Below are 16,471 nucleotides of genomic sequence, written 5' to 3'. Positions count from 1 at the left end.
CCTACCACAGCGCACCCGGACGATGAATGTAGCGCACGCCGAGGATGCTCCGACCCTACTGTCCGGTGTTGTTCATCATGAGACATACATCTGTTCCGACGAACAGTGCGGGCGCCGCCCGGGGCGGCCTGACAGCGGGCGCGCGCTGTCGGTCCGCGCGCCGGGGCACACGCTCCCGCGCGCTGATCATGTCCGCCGCGCCGCGCCGCGGACAGCGAAAAGCGAGGCCCCAAGGTCGGGTCACCGCCGCTTGCGCGGAGAGCACCGCCTCCCCCTGAGCCGATCGGCACCTGGTGGTTTGTGCGCAAGCACCCGCGTCCGGAGGCCTCCGGGCGGGCACAGCCTCAAGATTCTAGTCCGACTTGAGTGCAGACTCAAGTCAGACTAGAATCGGCGCGATCAAAGTCCATGTCCCCCGGCACTCCGAGATCGCGGAGGGCACCGCCGCATCGATCATCCGGACGGCCGAGGAGGCGTAAGCCCCCTCGGCCTCCGGGCCAACCGTCTCCACATCATCGAACTGAGCGAAAAAGGGGCGCACTGAATGACCACGCACAAGGCAACAGCAGAGCGTCAGGGACGCTTTTGGGTCGTGAGCATCGACGGTCTCCCAAAAGGGGAGCAGAACGTCACACAGGGCCTCACTTGGACCGAGGCCCACGAGAACGCGCGGGATCTGGTCAGTCTCGTTCTGGATATCGAGGACGATCCGGCTGCCTACACCGTCGACCTCGTCCCGGCCGACCCGGCGATGTTCGAGGTCGTGCGGGAGGCCGAAGAAGCCGACGCTGCCGCGCAAGAGGCGGAGAGGCGCCGCCGCGCGGCGATGACACGAGCAGCGAAGACACTCGTCGGCCTCGGGCTGACGCAGGCCGAGGCCGGTCGCATGCTCGGCGTCACACACCAGCGGATCGCCCAGCTCGCACCCAAGGCAGCGAGCAAGAGCGCCAAGAAGAAGCCCGTTGCCGCCTGACAGGCATGACGTGAGTGGTGGTTCTGCTGACGCGTTCGACTCGCCGCCTGGCTGACGCGTTCGACTGTCAATCGACGGCACCTGGGAGCGCGCCTTCGCCGCCCTGCTCGCCCAGGCCTACGCCGAGGGTGACGACCGCCCTCACGATCGGAGCCCCCGGTGACCGACCCTGACCCCACCCTGTGGATCGCCACGAAGACCTGCGCCCTGGGCCCGTACCGGCCTGACCTGGTGGAGACGTACTGGCGGTGGGAGCAGGATCCTACGCTGATGGTCGGCTACGGCCGCCAGGTTCCGGAGTCCCTGGAGGCCCGTACCGAGGGCATGGCCCACCAGGTCCGTGGTACGAACCCGCGCTTCACCGTCTACGACCTGACCGGCGGCCGGCCCGTCCCGGTGGGGGTGACCACGCTCCTGCCCGACGACGCCGTACGAACGGCGGAGTTCGTGATCATGCTCAGCCGTGAAGCCCGCGGTCGGGGCCTGGGCTCCGGGGCTACCCGGCTGACCCTGGACTACGCCTTCCACGTCGCCAATCTGCGCATGGTCTGGTTGAAGGTGCTGGAGCCCAACACCGCCGGGATCAAGGCTTACGAGAAGGCGGGGTTCCAGCGCGCCGGAGTGCTCCGCGGGGCCGGCTACTGGCTCGGCGCGGTCTGCGGCGAAGTCCTCATGGACGCCCTGGCGGAGGACTTCACCGGCCCCTCCTCCGTGAAGGCGTTGTTCGGCTGACCGCCGGGCGCATCGGGTAACGAGTCGGCCCCCTGCCTCTTGGAGGCAGGGGGCCGAAGAACGCTGACGATCAGGCGATGACGTCCGTGACACCGTCTTCGCTGATCTGGTGGGCGATCACGGTGCCCGGAGGCGGGACAGACGGCAGCTTGCCGTCCTTCCGCTTCGTCTCGACGTATCCGTATCCGATGGCGCGGGCCTGTGCCGTGGAGGATGACGAAGACCGCGTGCCCCCTGGCCCTGTTGCTGTGCGGGCGTACGCGGTCGCGTGGCGGTATGCACGGGGTCTGACGCTCCCACGGTGCTCCCATATAAAGGGGTGGCCCCCTGCCCTGCGACGGAATCGCAGGGCAGGGGGCCGATCAGCTGTGGAGATGGCGGGAATCGAACCCGCGTCCAACGGTGCGGAATCAGGGCTTCTCCGAGTGCAGTTCGCTGCGCTTTTCTCGGCCCCGGAGGTCACGCGAACAAGCCTCCGACAGGCCCAGTCACTGTTTGATTTCCTTCAGGGCCCCGTGACCGGGCCTAGAAGTTTAGATCCCTAAATGATGCCAGGATCCGGGTCGGGATCACCCCCGGGCTGACACTCCGCAGAGTCTTCGCTTAGCTGCTAATTAGGCAGCGAGGGCGAAGGCGGAGGAATCGCGCTTGGAATTGGCGATTATTGGTTGCGACATATGGTTAACGAGATCATTGCCGCTTCCTCGACTCGCTTCCCCTGCTTCGACATCCGCTGTCGAAACCGATCATCCCCATGTTGATTTTTCAAAGGTGGTACACACCCCGTGGGGTGCAGTGCCATCGTACGTGACCAACGCACGCCGATGCCAGCGTATTCCTGGCGGACCGGCCGCCGGCCGGTCCCCGCGGGTCAGGTCAGGCGCTCCGCTGGCGCCGGCGGGCCGCCGAGACCGCCCGGTTAGTCTCCCTCGTGTCCTGCTTCTCACGCAGCGTCTGCCGCTTGTCGTACTCCTTCTTGCCCTTCGCCAGCGCGATCTCGACCTTGACCCGGCCGCCCCGGAAGTACAGGGCGAGCGGCACGATCGTGTGGCCGGTCTCCTGCGACTTCGACTCCAGCTTGTCGATCTCGGCCCGGTGCATCAGCAGCTTGCGCTTGCGCTTGGCCGAGTGGTTGGTCCAGGTGCCCTGGACGTACTCCGGGACGTGGATGTTGTGCAGCCACGCCTCGCCGCCGTCGATCTGCACGAAGCCGTCCACCAGTGAGGCCCGGCCCATGCGCAGCGATTTGACCTCGGTGCCCATCAGCGCGAGGCCGCACTCGTAGGTGTCGAGGATGGTGTAGTCGTGGCGCGCCTTCTTGTTCTGCGCGATGATCTTGCGCCCGGTGTCCTTTTCCTTAGCCATAGTGCGGCCATTTTCGCACTACGACCCACCCCCGAGGCCACTCAATACCGTCTCGGCCCGTTCCTGGGCCCGCGAGCTCACCGCGAGGTCCGGTGTGATGCCCCGGTCGTCGACGCTCCGGCCCGCCGGAGTCCGGTAGTGGCCCACGGTCAGCTCGGCCACCGAGCCGCCCGCGAGCTTGCTCGGCATCTGGACGGAACCCTTGCCGAAGGTGCGCGAGCCGACCGTGACGGCCCGCCCCCGGTCCTGGAGGGCGCCGGTCAGCAGCTCGGCCGCGCTCATCGTGCCGCCGTCGATGAGGACGACGACGGGGCGCACGGTGTCACCGCCGCCGTCCGCGTACAGGGCGCGCTGCTCGCCGTGCACGTCGTAGGTGGCGACCAGGCCGCCGTCCAGGAAGGCGGAGGCGGCGGTGACGGCCTCGGTGACCAGCCCGCCGGAGTTGCCGCGCAGGTCCAGCAGCACACCGGCGCCCGCCGGTGCCTCCCGGACGGCGTCACGGATCTCGTCGCCCGAACCCTTGGTGAACGAGCCGACCTCGATCAGTACAGCCTCGGAGGAATCGGAACGGTCCGGTCCGAGCCGCCGCACGGTGACGGCCTCGGTGGTGAGACGGGCCCGGTGCAGCGTCTGCGTCCGGTCGGCGGAGCCCCGCTGCACCCCCAGGACGACGGTGCTCCCCGCCGCCGCGCCGGTACGGTCACCGCGCAGCAGGGCCACCACGTCGGAGACCGGGCGGCGGTCGACCCGGCGGCCGTCGACCGTGCGGATCAGGTCGCCCGCGCGGATACCGGCCCGGTCGGCGGGGCTGCCCGGCTGGACCCGGGCCACCGCGACCAGCCCGTCGGCGGAGCGTCTGGCGGCGATCCCGACCCCCGTGTACGAGCCGTCGAGGGCCTGCTCGAACTCCTGGTACTCCCGCTCGTCGTACACCGCGCCCCAGCGGTCCCCGCTGCGGCTGACGACCTCCTCGGCCGCCTCGGTGCCGGACTTGCCGTCCGCCACGGCGTCGGCGGCGGCCTCGGCCACCGCGTCCCGGTCCGTGAAGGAGGCGACGGGCCGGGTCTTCGTCTCGGTACCGCGCCCGTCGCCGCGCGGCAGCGAACCGGTGGCGGCGCCGGTGGCGAGAACGCTCGCGAAGACCAATGTCAGGGCCGCCCCGCGACAGAGTCCGCGGGGCCCGACACGATGTACGGGGCCAGACATGGCGTTGAGTCTAGAGGTACGGCTCCCCGGCGCGCGGTCCGTCGGCCGCGCGCCTCAGGAGGTGATCGTCATACCTTGAGGTACTTGCGCAGCGCGAAGAGAGCGGCGACCGCGGGCATCAGCAGACCGATCGCCAGGACCAGCGGGAGCTTGGTGAGGACCGCGTCGTAGCCGATGAAGTCGATCAGATTCAGCTTGTCCTGGAGCGCCAGGCCGCCGTCGATCAGGAAGTAGCGGCCGGCCAGCAGCATGACGCAGGCCAGTACGCCGCCGATGAGACCGGCGAACGCGGCCTCCATGATGAACGGCATCTGGATGTAGAAGCCGGAGGCGCCGACGAGCCGCATGATGCCCGTCTCGCGCCGTCGGCTGAACGCGGACACCCGGACCGTGTTCACGATCAGCATCAGCGCGATGACCAGCATCAGCGCCATCACGAAGAGCGCGGCGACGTTCATGCCGTTCATCAGACCGAAGAGGTTGTCCAGGATGCTTCTCTGGTCCTGCACCGACTGCACCCCGTTGCGGCCGGCGAAGGCCGTGGCGACGACCTTGTACTTGGTCGGGTCGTGGAGTTTGACGCGGAACGACTCCGGCATCTGGTCCGGCGTGATGTTGCCGGCCATCGGGGAGTCGCCGAACTCCTCCTGGTAGTGCTTGTACGCCTGGTCGGACGACTCGTACGTCACCGTCTCGACGACGTCCATCTTCCTGAGATCGCCCTCGATCTCCTTCTTCTGCTCCCCGGTGACCGCACCCTTGGCGCACTGGACCACCGTCTCCGAATCCCCCTTGCCGCAGAGGTAGATGGAGACGTTGACCTTGTCGTACCAGTAGTCCTTCATCGTGCTGACCTGCTCGCGCATGAGCAGCGCGCCACCGAACAGGGCGAGCGAGAGGGCGACGGAGACGACGACGGCGAAGGTCATCGTGAGGTTGCGACGGAGGCCGACGCCGATCTCCGACAGGACGAACTGGGCGCGCATGGCGTCCTTTCAGTGCTGGGTGCTCAGTGCTGGTAGCCGTAGACGCCGCGCGCCTGGTCACGTACGAGACGGCCCTGCTCGAGCTCGATGACGCGTTTGCGCATCTGGTCGACGATGTTCTGGTCGTGGGTCGCCATGATCACGGTGGTCCCGGTCCGGTTGATCCGGTCCAGGAGCTTCATGATGCCGACCGAGGTCTGCGGGTCGAGGTTGCCGGTCGGCTCGTCCGCGATCAGCAGCATGGGCCGGTTCACGAAGGCCCGCGCGATCGCCACGCGCTGCTGCTCACCACCGGAGAGCTCACCGGGCATCCGGTCCTCCTTGCCGCCGAGGCCGACGAGGTCGAGGACCTGCGGAACGGCCTTGCGGATCTCACCGCGCGGCTTGCCGATCACTTCCTGGGCGAACGCCACGTTCTCCGCGACGGTCTTGTTGGGAAGCAGCCGGAAGTCCTGGAAGACGGTGCCCAGCTGGCGGCGCATGTGCGGCACCTTCCAGTTGGACATGCGCGCGAGGTCCTTGCCCAGGACGTGGACCATGCCCTGGCTGGCGCGCTCCTCGCGGAGGATGAGTCGCATGAAGGTGGACTTGCCGGAGCCGGAGGAGCCCACCAGGAAGACGAACTCGCCCTTCTCGATATCGAGAGACACATCCCGTAGAGCGGGACGGCTCTGCCTGGGGTAGGTCTTGGAGACGTTGTCGAATCGGATCACGGATGCACCACGGTCGGCCGGGAGTAGGTGAGCGTGACCATACGCGAACCGGACTGGCGCGTGCAGGCACGCGTACCGGGATGGGTGATTTATGACGGAACGCAAGCAGGAGCGAAACGGGAGCTTCCGTGACCTGTCCGGCGGGCCGCGCCGAAATCCTCGCGAGCTGGCACAGTGGTAGGGGGAACGGTGGCGTTTCCGTGAGCGTTGTGCGGAGTGAGGGCTTGTGCGGCTCCGCCGCGCGGGAGGAGGAAAGCGCATGACCTACGACCGATTGGTGTGCGCGAACTGTGCGGCGCCCGTGGCCGAGGGGCGCTGCCCCGTGTGCCGGGCCAGCCGCGCGCGGCTGGAGCAGCAGGGACAGGGGCAGGGCCCCTTCGGCGGGATGAACCCGATGATGCTGATCGCCCTGCTGGTGGTGCTGCTGTGCGCGCTGGCACTGCTCGCCCACCAGGCGGCGTGACCGATGCTCGCCCACCGGGCGGCGTGACCGACCGGAGCCACCCGGTCACCCGGAACGGCCCGCTCACCTGAACGCTCAGGCCACCGGCTCCCGCGCGAGTACGCGCGGGAGCACCCGCGCCAGCAGCTCCCCCGCCCGTGCCTTGCCGGTCGGGCTGTACGGGATCGAGGCGACCCGCACCACATGGGCGGGGAGGCACGGCACCCTGCTCGCACAGGCGGCCCGGACCGCGCTCTCGCCCTCGGCCCCGCGCTCCGGGGAGACCGGGACGAAGGGCACGATCAGGGCATCGCCGACGCCCGGCAGGTCGACGCGCAGGACCGCGGTGTCCCGTACGCAGTCGAGGTCCATCAGGTCGTATTCGAGCCCGAAGACATTGACGTCCAGCGGCGCCGTCCCGTCCACCTTGGAGACGCCGTCCGTGCGCCCGGTGAGTTCGAGGCGCCCCTCCTCGTCGAGCACGCCGCTGTCGCCGGTGAGCAGGAACCGCCGGATGCCCTCGCCGTCGCCCGTGTCGAGGTCCAGGAAGACCGGCACGCCCATCGCGTAGTCGTCCATCAGCTGGAAGCTCGCGACGGCGACACGGCCCCGGACGCCCGGCGCCACGAGGCGCCCCCGCGCGTCGACCACCGCGACTGCGCTGCCCTCCATGGCCCGGCCCGCGCGGCTGGGGGCGGTGTGCAGGTCGTCGGGGGTGATGAGGGTGTTCAGGCCGGTCTCGGTGGTGCCGTAGTACAGGTGCAGAACGGGTCCGAGCCGCTTCCACGCGGTGTCGATCAGCCATCGGTTGAGATGCCGGCCGCCGGAGAGCACGAAGCGCAGCCGGGGGCAGGCGGCCAGGTCCGCGGAGTCGGGGTGCGACACCAGGGACGCCAGATCGGGCGGTACCACCAGGGTGGTGGAGACGCCCTCCGTACGGATCAGCCGGGCCATCTGCTCCGGGTCGCCCGGCGGGCACAGGACGAGCCGGCCGCCGACGGCGAGGAACACCCGCGCCCAGCCGGGGCCCGAGGAGTGGTGGAGCGGAACGGTCAGCAGGTGCACGTCGTCCCGGCCGAACGCGAACCGCTCGACCAGCAGGGCCAGTCGGCGTGCCTCGAACGAGGTGTGCCGGATCACCATGCGGGGCGTGCCGCTGGTCCCGGAGGTGAAGCAGTACATCGCGAAGGGCTGCTCGACCGGGTCCACGTCGCGGGGTTCGGTGGCCGCCAGCGCGGCGTAGCTGCGGGCGCTCGCGGCGGGGCCGTCGAGGTGGACGGCGAGCGCGTCGCCGCCCGGTCCGGCCCCGGCGGCGGCCGTCAGCAGGGCGCGGTGCGGGGCGGTGCTGAACAGCACGGTGGGGCGCAGCTGTTCCAGGGCGCGGGCGGTGGCTTCGGGCGTCGCGGTGAAGTCCAGGCCGACGCACGGGATGCCGAGGGTCGAGCAGGCGGCCATGACGACGACGAGCTGCCAGCTGTTCCCGGCGGCGAACGCCGCGCGGGCCGGGCGGCCGGGCGGCAGGAGCGCGTGCAGTCCGGCCGTCACCCGGCTCACCTGGTCCTCGAACTGCCGCCAGGTCAGCCGCGCCGGGCCGTCGACGACGGCTGTGTGTGCGGGGCGGTCGGCCGCGTGCCTGCGGATGTCGACGAGTTTGAGCATGGGGTCACTCCGTATCTGCCGTTCCACTGAGGAGGGAGGATGCCGGAGCCGGATGGGCCGCTGTGCCCCCCTGGCGCAGCGTGTAGATCTCGACTCCGCTGGTGCGCAGCGCGTCGAGTTCCTCGCGGGTCCGGGCGGAGAGCTTCTCGCCGGGCACCGTGATCGGGATGCCGGGCGGGTAGGCGATGATGAAGTGTTCGGCGGTGTCCCCGGCCAGTGCCTCGGACGTGGCCCGGTAGGTGCGCTGAAGGGTGCGCAGCGCGTCGAGCAGCCGCAGCAGGGTCCCCTCGTCGACGCCGATGTGGACGTGGAAGACGACGGCGTCGCCGCTCTCCCTGGCGACGTACAGGGCGTACTCGTCGAACAGGATGCGGCGGAACTCGGCCGCGGTGATGCCGAGGGCGCCGATGTCCACCAGGACGCGGGTGGGGTCCTCGTGGACGAGCAGCGCCGGGTCGGTCAGGTGCCCCTCCGGCCCGAGCACCCGGAAGGCCGAGAGCCTGGGGTCGGAGCGGATCTCGGCGCGCAGGGTCCTGGCCAGGTTCAACGAGCGCTCCAGCAGCGCCTCCCCCTCGGTCTCGGCCTGCAGCCTGGCCAGGTCGAGACTGGCCAGCACGGGCCAGCTCGGCGAGGTGGTGTGGTGCTGGAACAGGGACTGCGCGACGCGCTCCCGCAGCTCGCCGTCGCCCATCAGATGCAGATAGGACCCCTGCCGCAGCGCCGACATGGACTTGTGGGCGGAGTGGGTCACCGCGACCGTCATCGGCAGTCCCGGCTCGGTCTCGCGCAGCCGGCGCACCGCCTCCAGCGCGGTCAGCGACCGCAGCCTGGGGTGGTAGTGGTGGACGGCGCCCCACGCCTCGTCGACCAGGACGGATACGGACGGGTGCAGTTCGGCCAGAGCGCGCAGCAGTGACGGCAGGTCGTAGCGGACCCCGTCGTAGGAGACGGCGGAGAGCACCACGGTGTCGTAGGGCACGCCCTCGGCGACGGCGAGGGCGAACATGTCGAGCAGTTGCCGCAGGTCGGCGAAGGTCCGCGGGCAGTTGGCGCAGCAGCGGCGCATCGGCGCGTACTCGGTCACCGCGTCGAGGTCACCGAGTGCGAAGTGCACGGACTGGTGGCAGCTGCGGTCGGCCAGCACCCTGCCGCCGGCCGGTACCAGGGCGCCGAGCGCGACCCGGTTGGCGGTGCTGGTGCCGGCGGACAGGAAGACGGTGGCGTCCGCGCCGAAGCTGCTCGCCGCCAGCCGCTGTGCGGCGCGCAGCGGTCCGCGCGGGCGGAAGAACGAGTCGAGCATCGTGCCGCTGTAGGACACCTCGGCGGCGAGCTGCGCCTGCCCGAACAGCGCCTCGTAGACGTCGCGGACCTTCGAGTTCCTGATGGAGCCCCCGTGCGAGAGGGGCAGGGCGTGGAAGGAGGCGATGTCCCGCCGGGCCACGGCGAGCACCGCCTCGGCCAGCGGGGCGCCGCTCCGGCCGGGAGCGGTCTGGGCGCCGGGCCCCGGACGTACAGCAGAACCGCTACCGGGTTCAAGCATGTCTGTGCACTCCAGAAGGTGAGGGAACACCCGGTCAGGGGTGCCGGGGTGCCACTCTGCGCAGCCGCGTGCGGATGCGTCAGCGGCTCTCCCCGGCCCTGTCAGTTGCGGGTGACTTCGTCAGGTGTTCCGTCACGTGCTCCGTCACCTCCGGCGTACCGGGGTGGTGCCCCCACCACACCCGTCACAGCCCCCACACCGGGTGATCCGGGCTTCCGGGCCGCCCTGATGGTGGCCGGAGCACCATGACACGGGGGGATCTGGTGCCCGGCGCACCTCGTCCGGCACGGGTCGCCGGGGTCACCGTTGGCGTATGAGTGGAGCCCTGAACCAAGTCCGGGACGTATTCGCCGGTTTCCCGGACGCAGACGAACCGTCCGATGTGGTCTCCGAGCTGGCCGCCACGGTGTTCTCCGCGTCCCTGCGCCGGAGGGACCAGCGCCTGAAGGGGGAGCAGTACCTGCGCGGGCTGCTGACCGTGGGCGGTCGCAAGACGATGCGCAACATCGCCTCCCTCACCGGGGGTTCGGCCGCCGAGCAGAGTCTTCAGCACTTCATCTCCAGTTCCACCTGGGACTGGGCGCCCGTCCGGGAGGCCCTGGCCGGCTATGTGCAGCGGACGGTTCCGCCGCAGGCCTGGGTGCTCCAGCAGATGTCGATCCCCAAGGCCGGTGACCAGTCGGTGGGTGTGGCTCCGGGTACGCCCGGGGGCGGCGGGGCGGCCGGGCAGCGCGCCTTCGGGCTGTGGTTCGCCTCGGAGGAGATGAGTGTGCCGGTCAACTGGCGCCTGCATCTGCCCGAGTTCTGGCTCCAGGACGCCGTGCGGCGGCGGCGCGCGGACATTCCGGCGGAGACCGTGGCGGAGTCCCCGGACGAGTGCGCGGCGGCCGTGGTCCTGGAGACGATGAACCGCTGGCCGGTGCCGCCCAGGCCGCTGCTGCTCAATGCCTGCGGCCACGATCTCCCCTTGCTGATGCGGGAGTTCGGCGCCGCCGGGATGCCGGTGCTGGCCCGGATCGGTCCGTCGAGCCGGCTGGCGGTGGCCGATCCGGCACTGCCGGGGTACGGCGCCGGTGTGGTGTCCGCGCAGCAGATCGTCGAGACGGTCAAGGGGCTGCGCCACCAGGTGCGCTGGGGCGCGTCGAGCGCGCTGGTCGTCGCGGTGCGGGTGGTGTTCGGGCAGCGGGTCCCGTACGCGCGGGCCGGGGCGCCGAACCGGGGGCAGCGCAGCCTGCTGCTGCTCGGGGTGTGGAACGATCCGCTGCGCCCGGCGGGGGAGCTGTTCCTCACCGATATGACGCAGGCCCCGCTGCCCGCGCTGCTGCGGATGAGCCGGCTGAGCCGCGGGGTCGCACGGGACTTCACCGAGGTCGGCGAGCGGGTCGGGCTGCGGGACTTCGAGGGCCGTTCGTTCCGCGGCTGGCACCGGCACATCACGCTGGCGTCCGTGGCGCACGCGGCCGCGCTGCTCGGCGGGACGAGCCGGGGCGGGCCGGCTCCCCGGCAGCCCTTCCCGGTCGCCGTGCCCGGTCCGGGGGCGCAGCGCCAGCCCTGGGAACACCTGCGCGCGGCGGGCCCGGAGCCGGAGCGCGCGGTCCGGACCGTGCGGCTGCCCAGCCCCTACGTGGCCGGCGCCTCGGCCTGAGGGGGCGCGGTGCCCGTCCGGCGCAGCGTGTGCCGGGCGCGCTGGAGCCGCAGCGCGAGCTGCACCTCCAGCGCGCGTACGGGCTCCTGCCAGCCGGCGCCCAGGAGGTCGGTGATGCGCTCCAGCCGTCGCGAGACGGTGTTGGGGTGCACATGCAGACTCTCCGCCGCCCGGGTGGGGCTGTTCCCGGCGGCGAAGTACGCCTCCAGGGTGCGCACCAGCTCGGTGAACTGCTGGGTGTCGTAGTCGAGTACGGGCCCGATGGTGGAGCCGATGAAGGAGGCCGTGTCCGGCCGGTCGGACAGCAGCATGCCGAGGAATCCGAGCTCTTCGGGCGACGCGGTGGCGCCGGTGCTCCCGAGCGCGGTCAGCGCGTCCAGGCAGCGCCGTGCCTCGCGGTAGGTGAGGATGATGGAGACGGGGTCGGTGATCGGTCCGGCCGCGCCCACGGTCACCGGATGGCCGAGTACCGAGGACAGTTCGCGCGAGACGTCGCGGGCCCGGGACCCCGGATCGGTGCCGGGCAGCAGCAGGACGATGCAGCCTCCCTCGGTGGTCTTCAGGCCGGAGAGCCGGTGGGCGTACGAGGACGCCCAGACGACGGCCTTGCCCTGTACGCCGCCCTCCGGCCGTGCCACCACCGTCACATGAGGTTCCGTCAGGTCGACGGCGAGTCTGCGGGCCCGCTCCGCGAGCTGCCCTGCGGTGTACTGCGAGGTGCTGAGCAGTTCGTGGAAGAGCTGGTCGCGCATGTGCCCCTCGGCCGCGGCGGCGCTGCGCTGGACCTGGAGCAGGACCGCGGTGGTCTGGGCGGCCGTCCGCAGCAGCTGGAGGGTGTGGTCGGTGGCCGGTTCGTCCGGTGCGAGCACCAGGGTGGCGAGGATCTCGTCGCCCGCGGCGGCCGGGCAGCACCACAGGCCGGCGGCCGACCGGGTGGGGGCGCGCTCGGTGTGGGCGTCCAGGACCGTCTTGAGCAGTTCGCCCTCGTCGAGCTCCGGCGCGGCGCCGGAGGCCGCCATCGGCCTCCCGGCCACGTCGCGGATCAGCAGGGTGCCGCCGAGCGCCTCGCCCGCGGCCACGGCCAGCTCGTGCAGGTCCCGGCCGCGCAGCACCAGGTCGGTCAGCCGGCTCTGGGTCTCGCGCAGATGCCGGGAGGCGGAGGAGGAGTCCAGGGCGCGGGAGGAGTCGAGCTCCAGCTCGGATATCTCCTCCCTGGCCCGGGCGAGCAGCCGGGTCTTCTTGATCGCCACGGAGACCAGGTCGCCGAGCGAGGACATCTGGGTGATCTCGTCGGGCGTGAAGTGCCGTACGTTCCGGTCGGCGACGTACAGGGAGCCGAAGACCTGGTTCCCGTCGTGCAGCGGGACCGACATGAGGGCGTGGAGCCCTTCGGCGCGCACCACTTCGTCGATGACGGCGGAGTGCGGAAAGCGTTCGTCCGTGAGGTAGTCGGGGGACCAGAAGGGGCCCGCGAGCGATCTCGACCGGTTGCCCACCCCGCCGGAGCCGGGGATGCGGAACCCGACGGTGATCGCGGAGGCGTGCCCGTCGGCCGCGCGGACGTACGAGCAGTCCTCGGCTGGGTCGTGAAAGCTGATCCAGGACATGTCGAGGTTGAGCAGGAGCCGGGCGCGGCGGGTGATGACCTTGAGCAGTGCGTCCAGGTCGTAGGGCAGGGTGAGTTCCCTGGCCGTGTCGACGAGGGCGGCGAGTCCGGCCTCGCGCTGATGGCGTCGGGCGAACAGGCTGTGGATGTCCAGGGCGAGGCCGCGGGCGCGCTCCAGCAGCGCGGCGGACTCGGCGTCGTCACCGCCTTCGGACCGGGCGGTGCGCAGTAAGTCCTCGAAGCGGTCGGGCGGCGCTTCGGTCGCGAGCAGTTCGAGCAGGCCGAACAGGGCACTGCTCACCGGGTCGGCATCGCGTGGCATCGCTGGTTCCCTCCCCCAGGGCCGCCCCAGCTGTTCCGGGACGCGGGACCACGAAAGTCCTGCCGCGAACCTAAAACCTGCGGGCGGCCCGGGTCAACCAGTGGCTTGTTTTGTGAAGTTGCTGGTCAGAGTGGGTGAGGGTGGCCGGAGCACCACGTCGGTACCGGAGGCTGTGGCCGGGACACCTTCCTGCGGGCACGGCCCCGAAGGCATCGTCAGGGCCGGAGCGCCGCTCTGGGTGCTCAGCCGATGACACACCGAAACGGGGATGCACACGTGATGCGAGTCCAGTGCTACGAACGCTCTCTGCAACGCAGCCACGCCTCCCTCACCCGGGCCGACCGGCCGCCCGTCTTCTCCATGGCCGGCCGGGAATGGGATCTGCTGGACGAGGTCTTCGCCCCTGTCTACTCGCCGTCGACCGAGGCCGCGATCGGTTTCCTGGGGCTGGCCGGCGGGCCGGCGAAGGCCCCGCGCGGATCGTTCCTGGAGATCGGCTGCGGCACCGGCGTCATCGCCGTGCTCAGTGCGCTGAACGGCTGCCCTCGGGTGGTGGCCGCCGACATCAGCCGTCCCGCCGTACGGAACGCGGAGCTGAACGCCGAGCGCCACGGTGTGCGGGACCGGCTGGACGCGGTGCACAGCGATCTGTTCTCGGGACTCCCCGGCGAGCGCTTCGACACCGTCTTCTGGAGCTCCAACTATGTTCGCGCGCCCGACACATACACGTACGGCTCCATTCACGAGGCGGCCTACGTGGACCCGGGCTACCGCACCCATCGCCGCTTCCTGGCCCAGGCGCCGGACGCCGTCACCGGGAACGGCCGGGTGCTGCTGCACTTCAGCGACCGCGGGGACCTGGACCGGCTGCACGAGATCGCCGCCGAGTGCGGGCGCACGCTGCGCACCGTCGCGAGCGAGCTGACGGTCGAGGGCGAGTACAGCAGCGACCTGGTCGAGCACATGCTGCTCGAAGTCGCCGTCGCGGGCGGCTGAGGAGGCGTCATGCGGACCCTGCTCGTCGACAACCACGGCCCCTTCGCCGCGGGTCCCGCGCTCAGGAGCGGGCCGGCCGGCCCGCTCCGCCGTGAGCGCTCTCCAGCGCGTGCGACACCTCCGCCATGTCGATGCCCAGCTCGTCCAGCCCCGCCAGCGCTGCGCGCCCCGCCGCGTCCCGCTTCAGCAGCGTGTCGCCGTTCGGGGCGCCGTGGGCGGTCGCCTCCTCCAGCACCTCGGCGGACACCGCCTGCCCGGTCCGCCAGCCCACCAGCGCGGTCAGCTGGTGCGGCCGGGGCTCGGTCCACAGCAGGCGCGGGGGCCTGGCGCCGGCGGCCCGCAGGACCCGCCACCACTCCTCGCCCAGCTTCTCCTCACGTATCCGGAACACCAGCCTGGCCACGGCCAGTGCCGCCGTGCCGCGGTGGTCCAGGGCCTTCTTCGAGGCCAGCCGGTCCAGCCGGGCGTCGACCTCCGCGTCGAGCTGTCCCACCGGCACCGAGATGACGGCGGTGAGCCGTTCCAGGGAGAGCCCGGCGGCCAGCGCCTGTTCGAGTCCGGTGAAGTACGCGTCCATGGCCTCGACGCAGTCGTCCAGGGAGCAGACGTGCGCGATGTCGACGCCGAGCCCGGCGGCGAGCGCGGAGGTCGCCGCCCGCAGGCCCGGACCGTCCGGCGTGGTGCGCAGCAGCAGGTTGGGCCGGTCCACGGCCCGGCAGGTGTCCCGGTCGACCGCGGCGGAGACCAGTCCGTCGTCGCCGTCCCCCGCCTCGTACATCCGCAGCAGCGCGTCGCAGGCGTCGCGCACGGAGTCGGCCGTACCGGCGGCGGAGAGCAGACCCCGGAAGATCCCCTTCCCGGTGAGCCGGCCGAGCCGGGCCCGGCTGAAGGGCGAGGCCGCGTTCTCCGCGAGCCAGCCTGCCACGCCTTCTGCGGCCAGTTGCCGCAGCAGCGCGGCGGCCGGTGGACTGATCATGGGAGCCGAGATTAGAGGAGCCCGCGGACGCGTGGAAGTCCCGCTCCGGTTCTCCGTCAAGTCGCCCGACGCAGCGTCAGATTCCGGACTCTCCGTCAGTCTCCGGGGCCCTAGTTGACTTATTCCGGAGCAGTTGACGGAATGCCCCGGCACCCTTTGCCCGACTCCCGGCGAGAGCGCGATATTCGGTGCGGTCGCCGAGCCGGTGACCGCCGAGACGGGAGGAACGCAATGCCTGCAACCATTTCCGCGCCGCAGTGCCTGGTGTGCGACACGGACTTCGTTATCCAGGACGACTGGGAGAAGGGCGAGATAACCGAGTGCGGTGCCTGCGGGCAGGAGCACGAGGTCGTCGAGAAGGACGACGCCGTCGTCCGCGTCGCGCTGGCCCCCGAGGTGGAAGAGGACTGGGGCGAGTGACCTCGGCCCCCGAGGTCCTGCTCTCGGTCACCATGCTGCGGCCGGACGAGAAGCTCCTTCTCAGCGCACTGCGCGAAGAGGGACTGAACGCCCGGCCGCTGCTGGCGGCGGACCTCGCGAAGGTGGTCTCGGGCGTACAGCCCCCGCCCGCCTTCGCCATGATCCGCAACCTCTCCCACCGTGACGCCGTCGGCGTCGCCCGCCGCCTCGAATGCACCGGCGTCACGACGCTCAACCGGGCCGACGCCATCGAGACCTGCAACGACAAGGGCCTTCAGGCCCTGCTGTTCGCCCGGCACTCCATCGCGCACCCGGTCTCCCGCCACGCCTTCAGCTACGACCAGGTGCGCGACACGGTGGCGGAACTCGGCCTGCCGGCCGTCATCAAGCCCGTCAGCGGGTCGTGGGGGCGGGGTGTCACCAAGGTGACCGGCTCGGACTCGGTCGAGGCATGGGTCGGTGGCCGCGAGTCGGCGGACGCCGGGGGAAAGCTGTTCCCCGTCCTGGTCCAGGAGTACATCGACAAGCCCGGCCACGATCTGCGGGTCGTGGTGGTGGGACGTACCCCGGTGGTCGCCATCCAGCGGGTGTCGGACCACTGGCGCACCAACACGCATCTGGGCGCCCGGGTCGAGCGACTGGAGATCACCGGCCGGATCGAGAAGCTCTGCGGACAGGTGGTGGACGCGCTCGGCGAGGGCTTTTACGGAATCGACCTGATCGAGGATCTCGCCACCGGCGAACTGCTGGTTCTCGAAGTGAACGCGAATCCCGAGTTCGCCCGCTCCTCCGCCGTGCACGGCGTGAATGTGGCAGGCCATCTGGCCGCCTACATCGCGCAATTGTGCACCGACACCCCGCTGCCCGCGGCCGCGTGACACGAAGGAAGA

General features: G+C 70.8%; 14 protein-coding genes, 1 other RNA gene and 1 pseudogene. 7 read left to right on the top strand and 9 right to left on the bottom strand.

Translation table 11 applies throughout. The features are described from left to right. The first annotated feature begins 544 nt into the window (after positions 1 to 544). Positions 545 to 973, top strand: coding sequence for a type II toxin-antitoxin system HicB family antitoxin (locus ACZ6S6_RS11315; protein WP_362961359.1), 429 nt, complete (start codon positions 545 to 547; stop codon positions 971 to 973). Positions 974 to 1,153: 180 nt separating this feature from the next. Next, positions 1,154 to 1,705, top strand: coding sequence for a GNAT family N-acetyltransferase (locus tag ACZ6S6_RS11310; RefSeq protein WP_469705578.1), 552 nt, complete (start codon positions 1,154 to 1,156; stop codon positions 1,703 to 1,705). A 366-nt stretch (positions 1,706 to 2,071) separates the two neighbouring features. Here ACZ6S6_RS11310 and ssrA read toward each other — a convergent pair. From ssrA to ftsE, 5 genes are all read right to left on the bottom strand, one after another. Further along, positions 2,072 to 2,459, bottom strand: a transfer-messenger RNA (tmRNA) gene (ssrA, locus tag ACZ6S6_RS11305). Positions 2,460 to 2,581: 122 nt separating this feature from the next. After that, the gene (smpB, locus tag ACZ6S6_RS11300; protein WP_469705068.1) at positions 2,582 to 3,070 is read right to left on the bottom strand and encodes an SsrA-binding protein SmpB; all 489 of its coding nucleotides are present in this window, start codon (positions 3,068 to 3,070) and stop codon (positions 2,582 to 2,584) included. A gap of 18 nt (positions 3,071 to 3,088) precedes the next feature. Further along, entirely contained in the window at positions 3,089 to 4,276 is a 1,188-nt protein-coding gene (locus ACZ6S6_RS11295) for a S41 family peptidase (RefSeq protein ID WP_469705066.1), read from the bottom strand. A gap of 68 nt (positions 4,277 to 4,344) precedes the next feature. Further along, entirely contained in the window at positions 4,345 to 5,262 is a 918-nt protein-coding gene (ftsX, locus tag ACZ6S6_RS11290) for a permease-like cell division protein FtsX (RefSeq protein WP_362961367.1), read from the bottom strand. A 23-nt stretch (positions 5,263 to 5,285) separates the two neighbouring features. Further along, on the bottom strand, positions 5,286 to 5,975 hold the full coding sequence (gene ftsE, locus ACZ6S6_RS11285; RefSeq protein ID WP_327337139.1) for a cell division ATP-binding protein FtsE: 690 nt from the start codon (positions 5,973 to 5,975) through the stop codon (positions 5,286 to 5,288). A gap of 259 nt (positions 5,976 to 6,234) precedes the next feature. Here ftsE and ACZ6S6_RS11280 point away from each other — a divergent pair, with 259 nt between their 5' ends. Beyond that, complete coding sequence (locus ACZ6S6_RS11280; RefSeq protein ID WP_024489200.1) at positions 6,235 to 6,438, top strand: hypothetical protein; 204 nt, start codon at positions 6,235 to 6,237, stop codon at positions 6,436 to 6,438. Between the two features lie 75 nt (positions 6,439 to 6,513). On the opposite strand, the gene ACZ6S6_RS11275 is transcribed toward ACZ6S6_RS11280, so the two are convergent. After that, positions 6,514 to 8,076 (bottom strand): class I adenylate-forming enzyme family protein, encoded by a 1,563-nt coding sequence (locus ACZ6S6_RS11275; protein ID WP_469705063.1) that lies wholly within the window; start codon positions 8,074 to 8,076, stop codon positions 6,514 to 6,516. A gap of 4 nt (positions 8,077 to 8,080) precedes the next feature. Beyond that, a complete protein-coding gene (locus ACZ6S6_RS11270; protein WP_362961372.1) occupies positions 8,081 to 9,616 on the bottom strand; it encodes an Orn/Lys/Arg family decarboxylase in 1,536 nt (511 codons plus the stop codon). A gap of 313 nt (positions 9,617 to 9,929) precedes the next feature. On the opposite strand from ACZ6S6_RS11270, the pseudogene ACZ6S6_RS11265 reads away from it, so the two are divergent. Further along, positions 9,930 to 11,120 (top strand): annotated as a pseudogene (locus ACZ6S6_RS11265) (IS701 family transposase); the annotation flags it as partial. A gap of 116 nt (positions 11,121 to 11,236) precedes the next feature. Here the strand turns inward: ACZ6S6_RS11265 and ACZ6S6_RS11260 are convergent. Then, entirely contained in the window at positions 11,237 to 13,189 is a 1,953-nt protein-coding gene (locus ACZ6S6_RS11260; RefSeq protein ID WP_469705060.1) for a helix-turn-helix domain-containing protein, read from the bottom strand. A gap of 279 nt (positions 13,190 to 13,468) precedes the next feature. Here ACZ6S6_RS11260 and ACZ6S6_RS11255 point away from each other — a divergent pair, with 279 nt between their 5' ends. Then, entirely contained in the window at positions 13,469 to 14,185 is a 717-nt protein-coding gene (locus tag ACZ6S6_RS11255; protein ID WP_362961448.1) for a class I SAM-dependent methyltransferase, read from the top strand. 61 nt (positions 14,186 to 14,246) lie between these two features. On the opposite strand, the gene ACZ6S6_RS11250 is transcribed toward ACZ6S6_RS11255, so the two are convergent. Then, the gene (locus tag ACZ6S6_RS11250; protein WP_362961378.1) at positions 14,247 to 15,161 is read right to left on the bottom strand and encodes a beta/alpha barrel domain-containing protein; all 915 of its coding nucleotides are present in this window, start codon (positions 15,159 to 15,161) and stop codon (positions 14,247 to 14,249) included. Positions 15,162 to 15,392: 231 nt separating this feature from the next. Here ACZ6S6_RS11250 and ACZ6S6_RS11245 point away from each other — a divergent pair, with 231 nt between their 5' ends. Next, positions 15,393 to 15,581 (top strand): lysine biosynthesis protein LysW, encoded by a 189-nt coding sequence (locus ACZ6S6_RS11245; RefSeq protein ID WP_362961380.1) that lies wholly within the window; start codon positions 15,393 to 15,395, stop codon positions 15,579 to 15,581. Next, on the top strand, positions 15,578 to 16,459 hold the full coding sequence (locus tag ACZ6S6_RS11240; RefSeq protein ID WP_362961382.1) for a RimK family alpha-L-glutamate ligase: 882 nt from the start codon (positions 15,578 to 15,580) through the stop codon (positions 16,457 to 16,459). The genes ACZ6S6_RS11245 and ACZ6S6_RS11240 overlap by 4 nt, the downstream gene beginning before the upstream one ends. Positions 16,460 to 16,471 lie beyond the last annotated feature (12 nt).

The sequence above is a fragment of the Streptomyces sp. NPDC048671 genome, from assembly GCF_055587045.1.
Note: the sequence above shows the minus strand (reverse complement) of the source record. Positions and strands in the feature narration are given on the sequence as shown.

Bases quoted from the DNA above. Each gene is read 5' to 3' on its own strand.
- ACZ6S6_RS11295 (WP_469705066.1), bottom strand. From the start codon at position 4,276: ATGTCTGGCCCCGTACATCGTGTCGGGCCCCGCGGACTCTGTCGCGGG.
- smpB (WP_469705068.1), bottom strand. From the start codon at position 3,070: ATGGCTAAGGAAAAGGACACCGGGCGCAAGATCATCGCGCAGAACAAG.
- ftsX (WP_362961367.1), bottom strand. From the start codon at position 5,262: ATGCGCGCCCAGTTCGTCCTGTCGGAGATCGGCGTCGGCCTCCGTCGC.
- ACZ6S6_RS11270 (WP_362961372.1), bottom strand. From the start codon at position 9,616: ATGCTTGAACCCGGTAGCGGTTCTGCTGTACGTCCGGGGCCCGGCGCC.
- ACZ6S6_RS11255 (WP_362961448.1), top strand. From the start codon at position 13,469: ATGCGAGTCCAGTGCTACGAACGCTCTCTGCAACGCAGCCACGCCTCC.
- ACZ6S6_RS11315 (WP_362961359.1), top strand. From the start codon at position 545: ATGACCACGCACAAGGCAACAGCAGAGCGTCAGGGACGCTTTTGGGTC.
- ACZ6S6_RS11250 (WP_362961378.1), bottom strand. From the start codon at position 15,161: ATGATCAGTCCACCGGCCGCCGCGCTGCTGCGGCAACTGGCCGCAGAA.
- ACZ6S6_RS11275 (WP_469705063.1), bottom strand. From the start codon at position 8,076: ATGCTCAAACTCGTCGACATCCGCAGGCACGCGGCCGACCGCCCCGCA.
- ACZ6S6_RS11245 (WP_362961380.1), top strand. From the start codon at position 15,393: ATGCCTGCAACCATTTCCGCGCCGCAGTGCCTGGTGTGCGACACGGAC.
- ACZ6S6_RS11280 (WP_024489200.1), top strand. From the start codon at position 6,235: ATGACCTACGACCGATTGGTGTGCGCGAACTGTGCGGCGCCCGTGGCC.
- ACZ6S6_RS11260 (WP_469705060.1), bottom strand. From the start codon at position 13,189: ATGCCACGCGATGCCGACCCGGTGAGCAGTGCCCTGTTCGGCCTGCTC.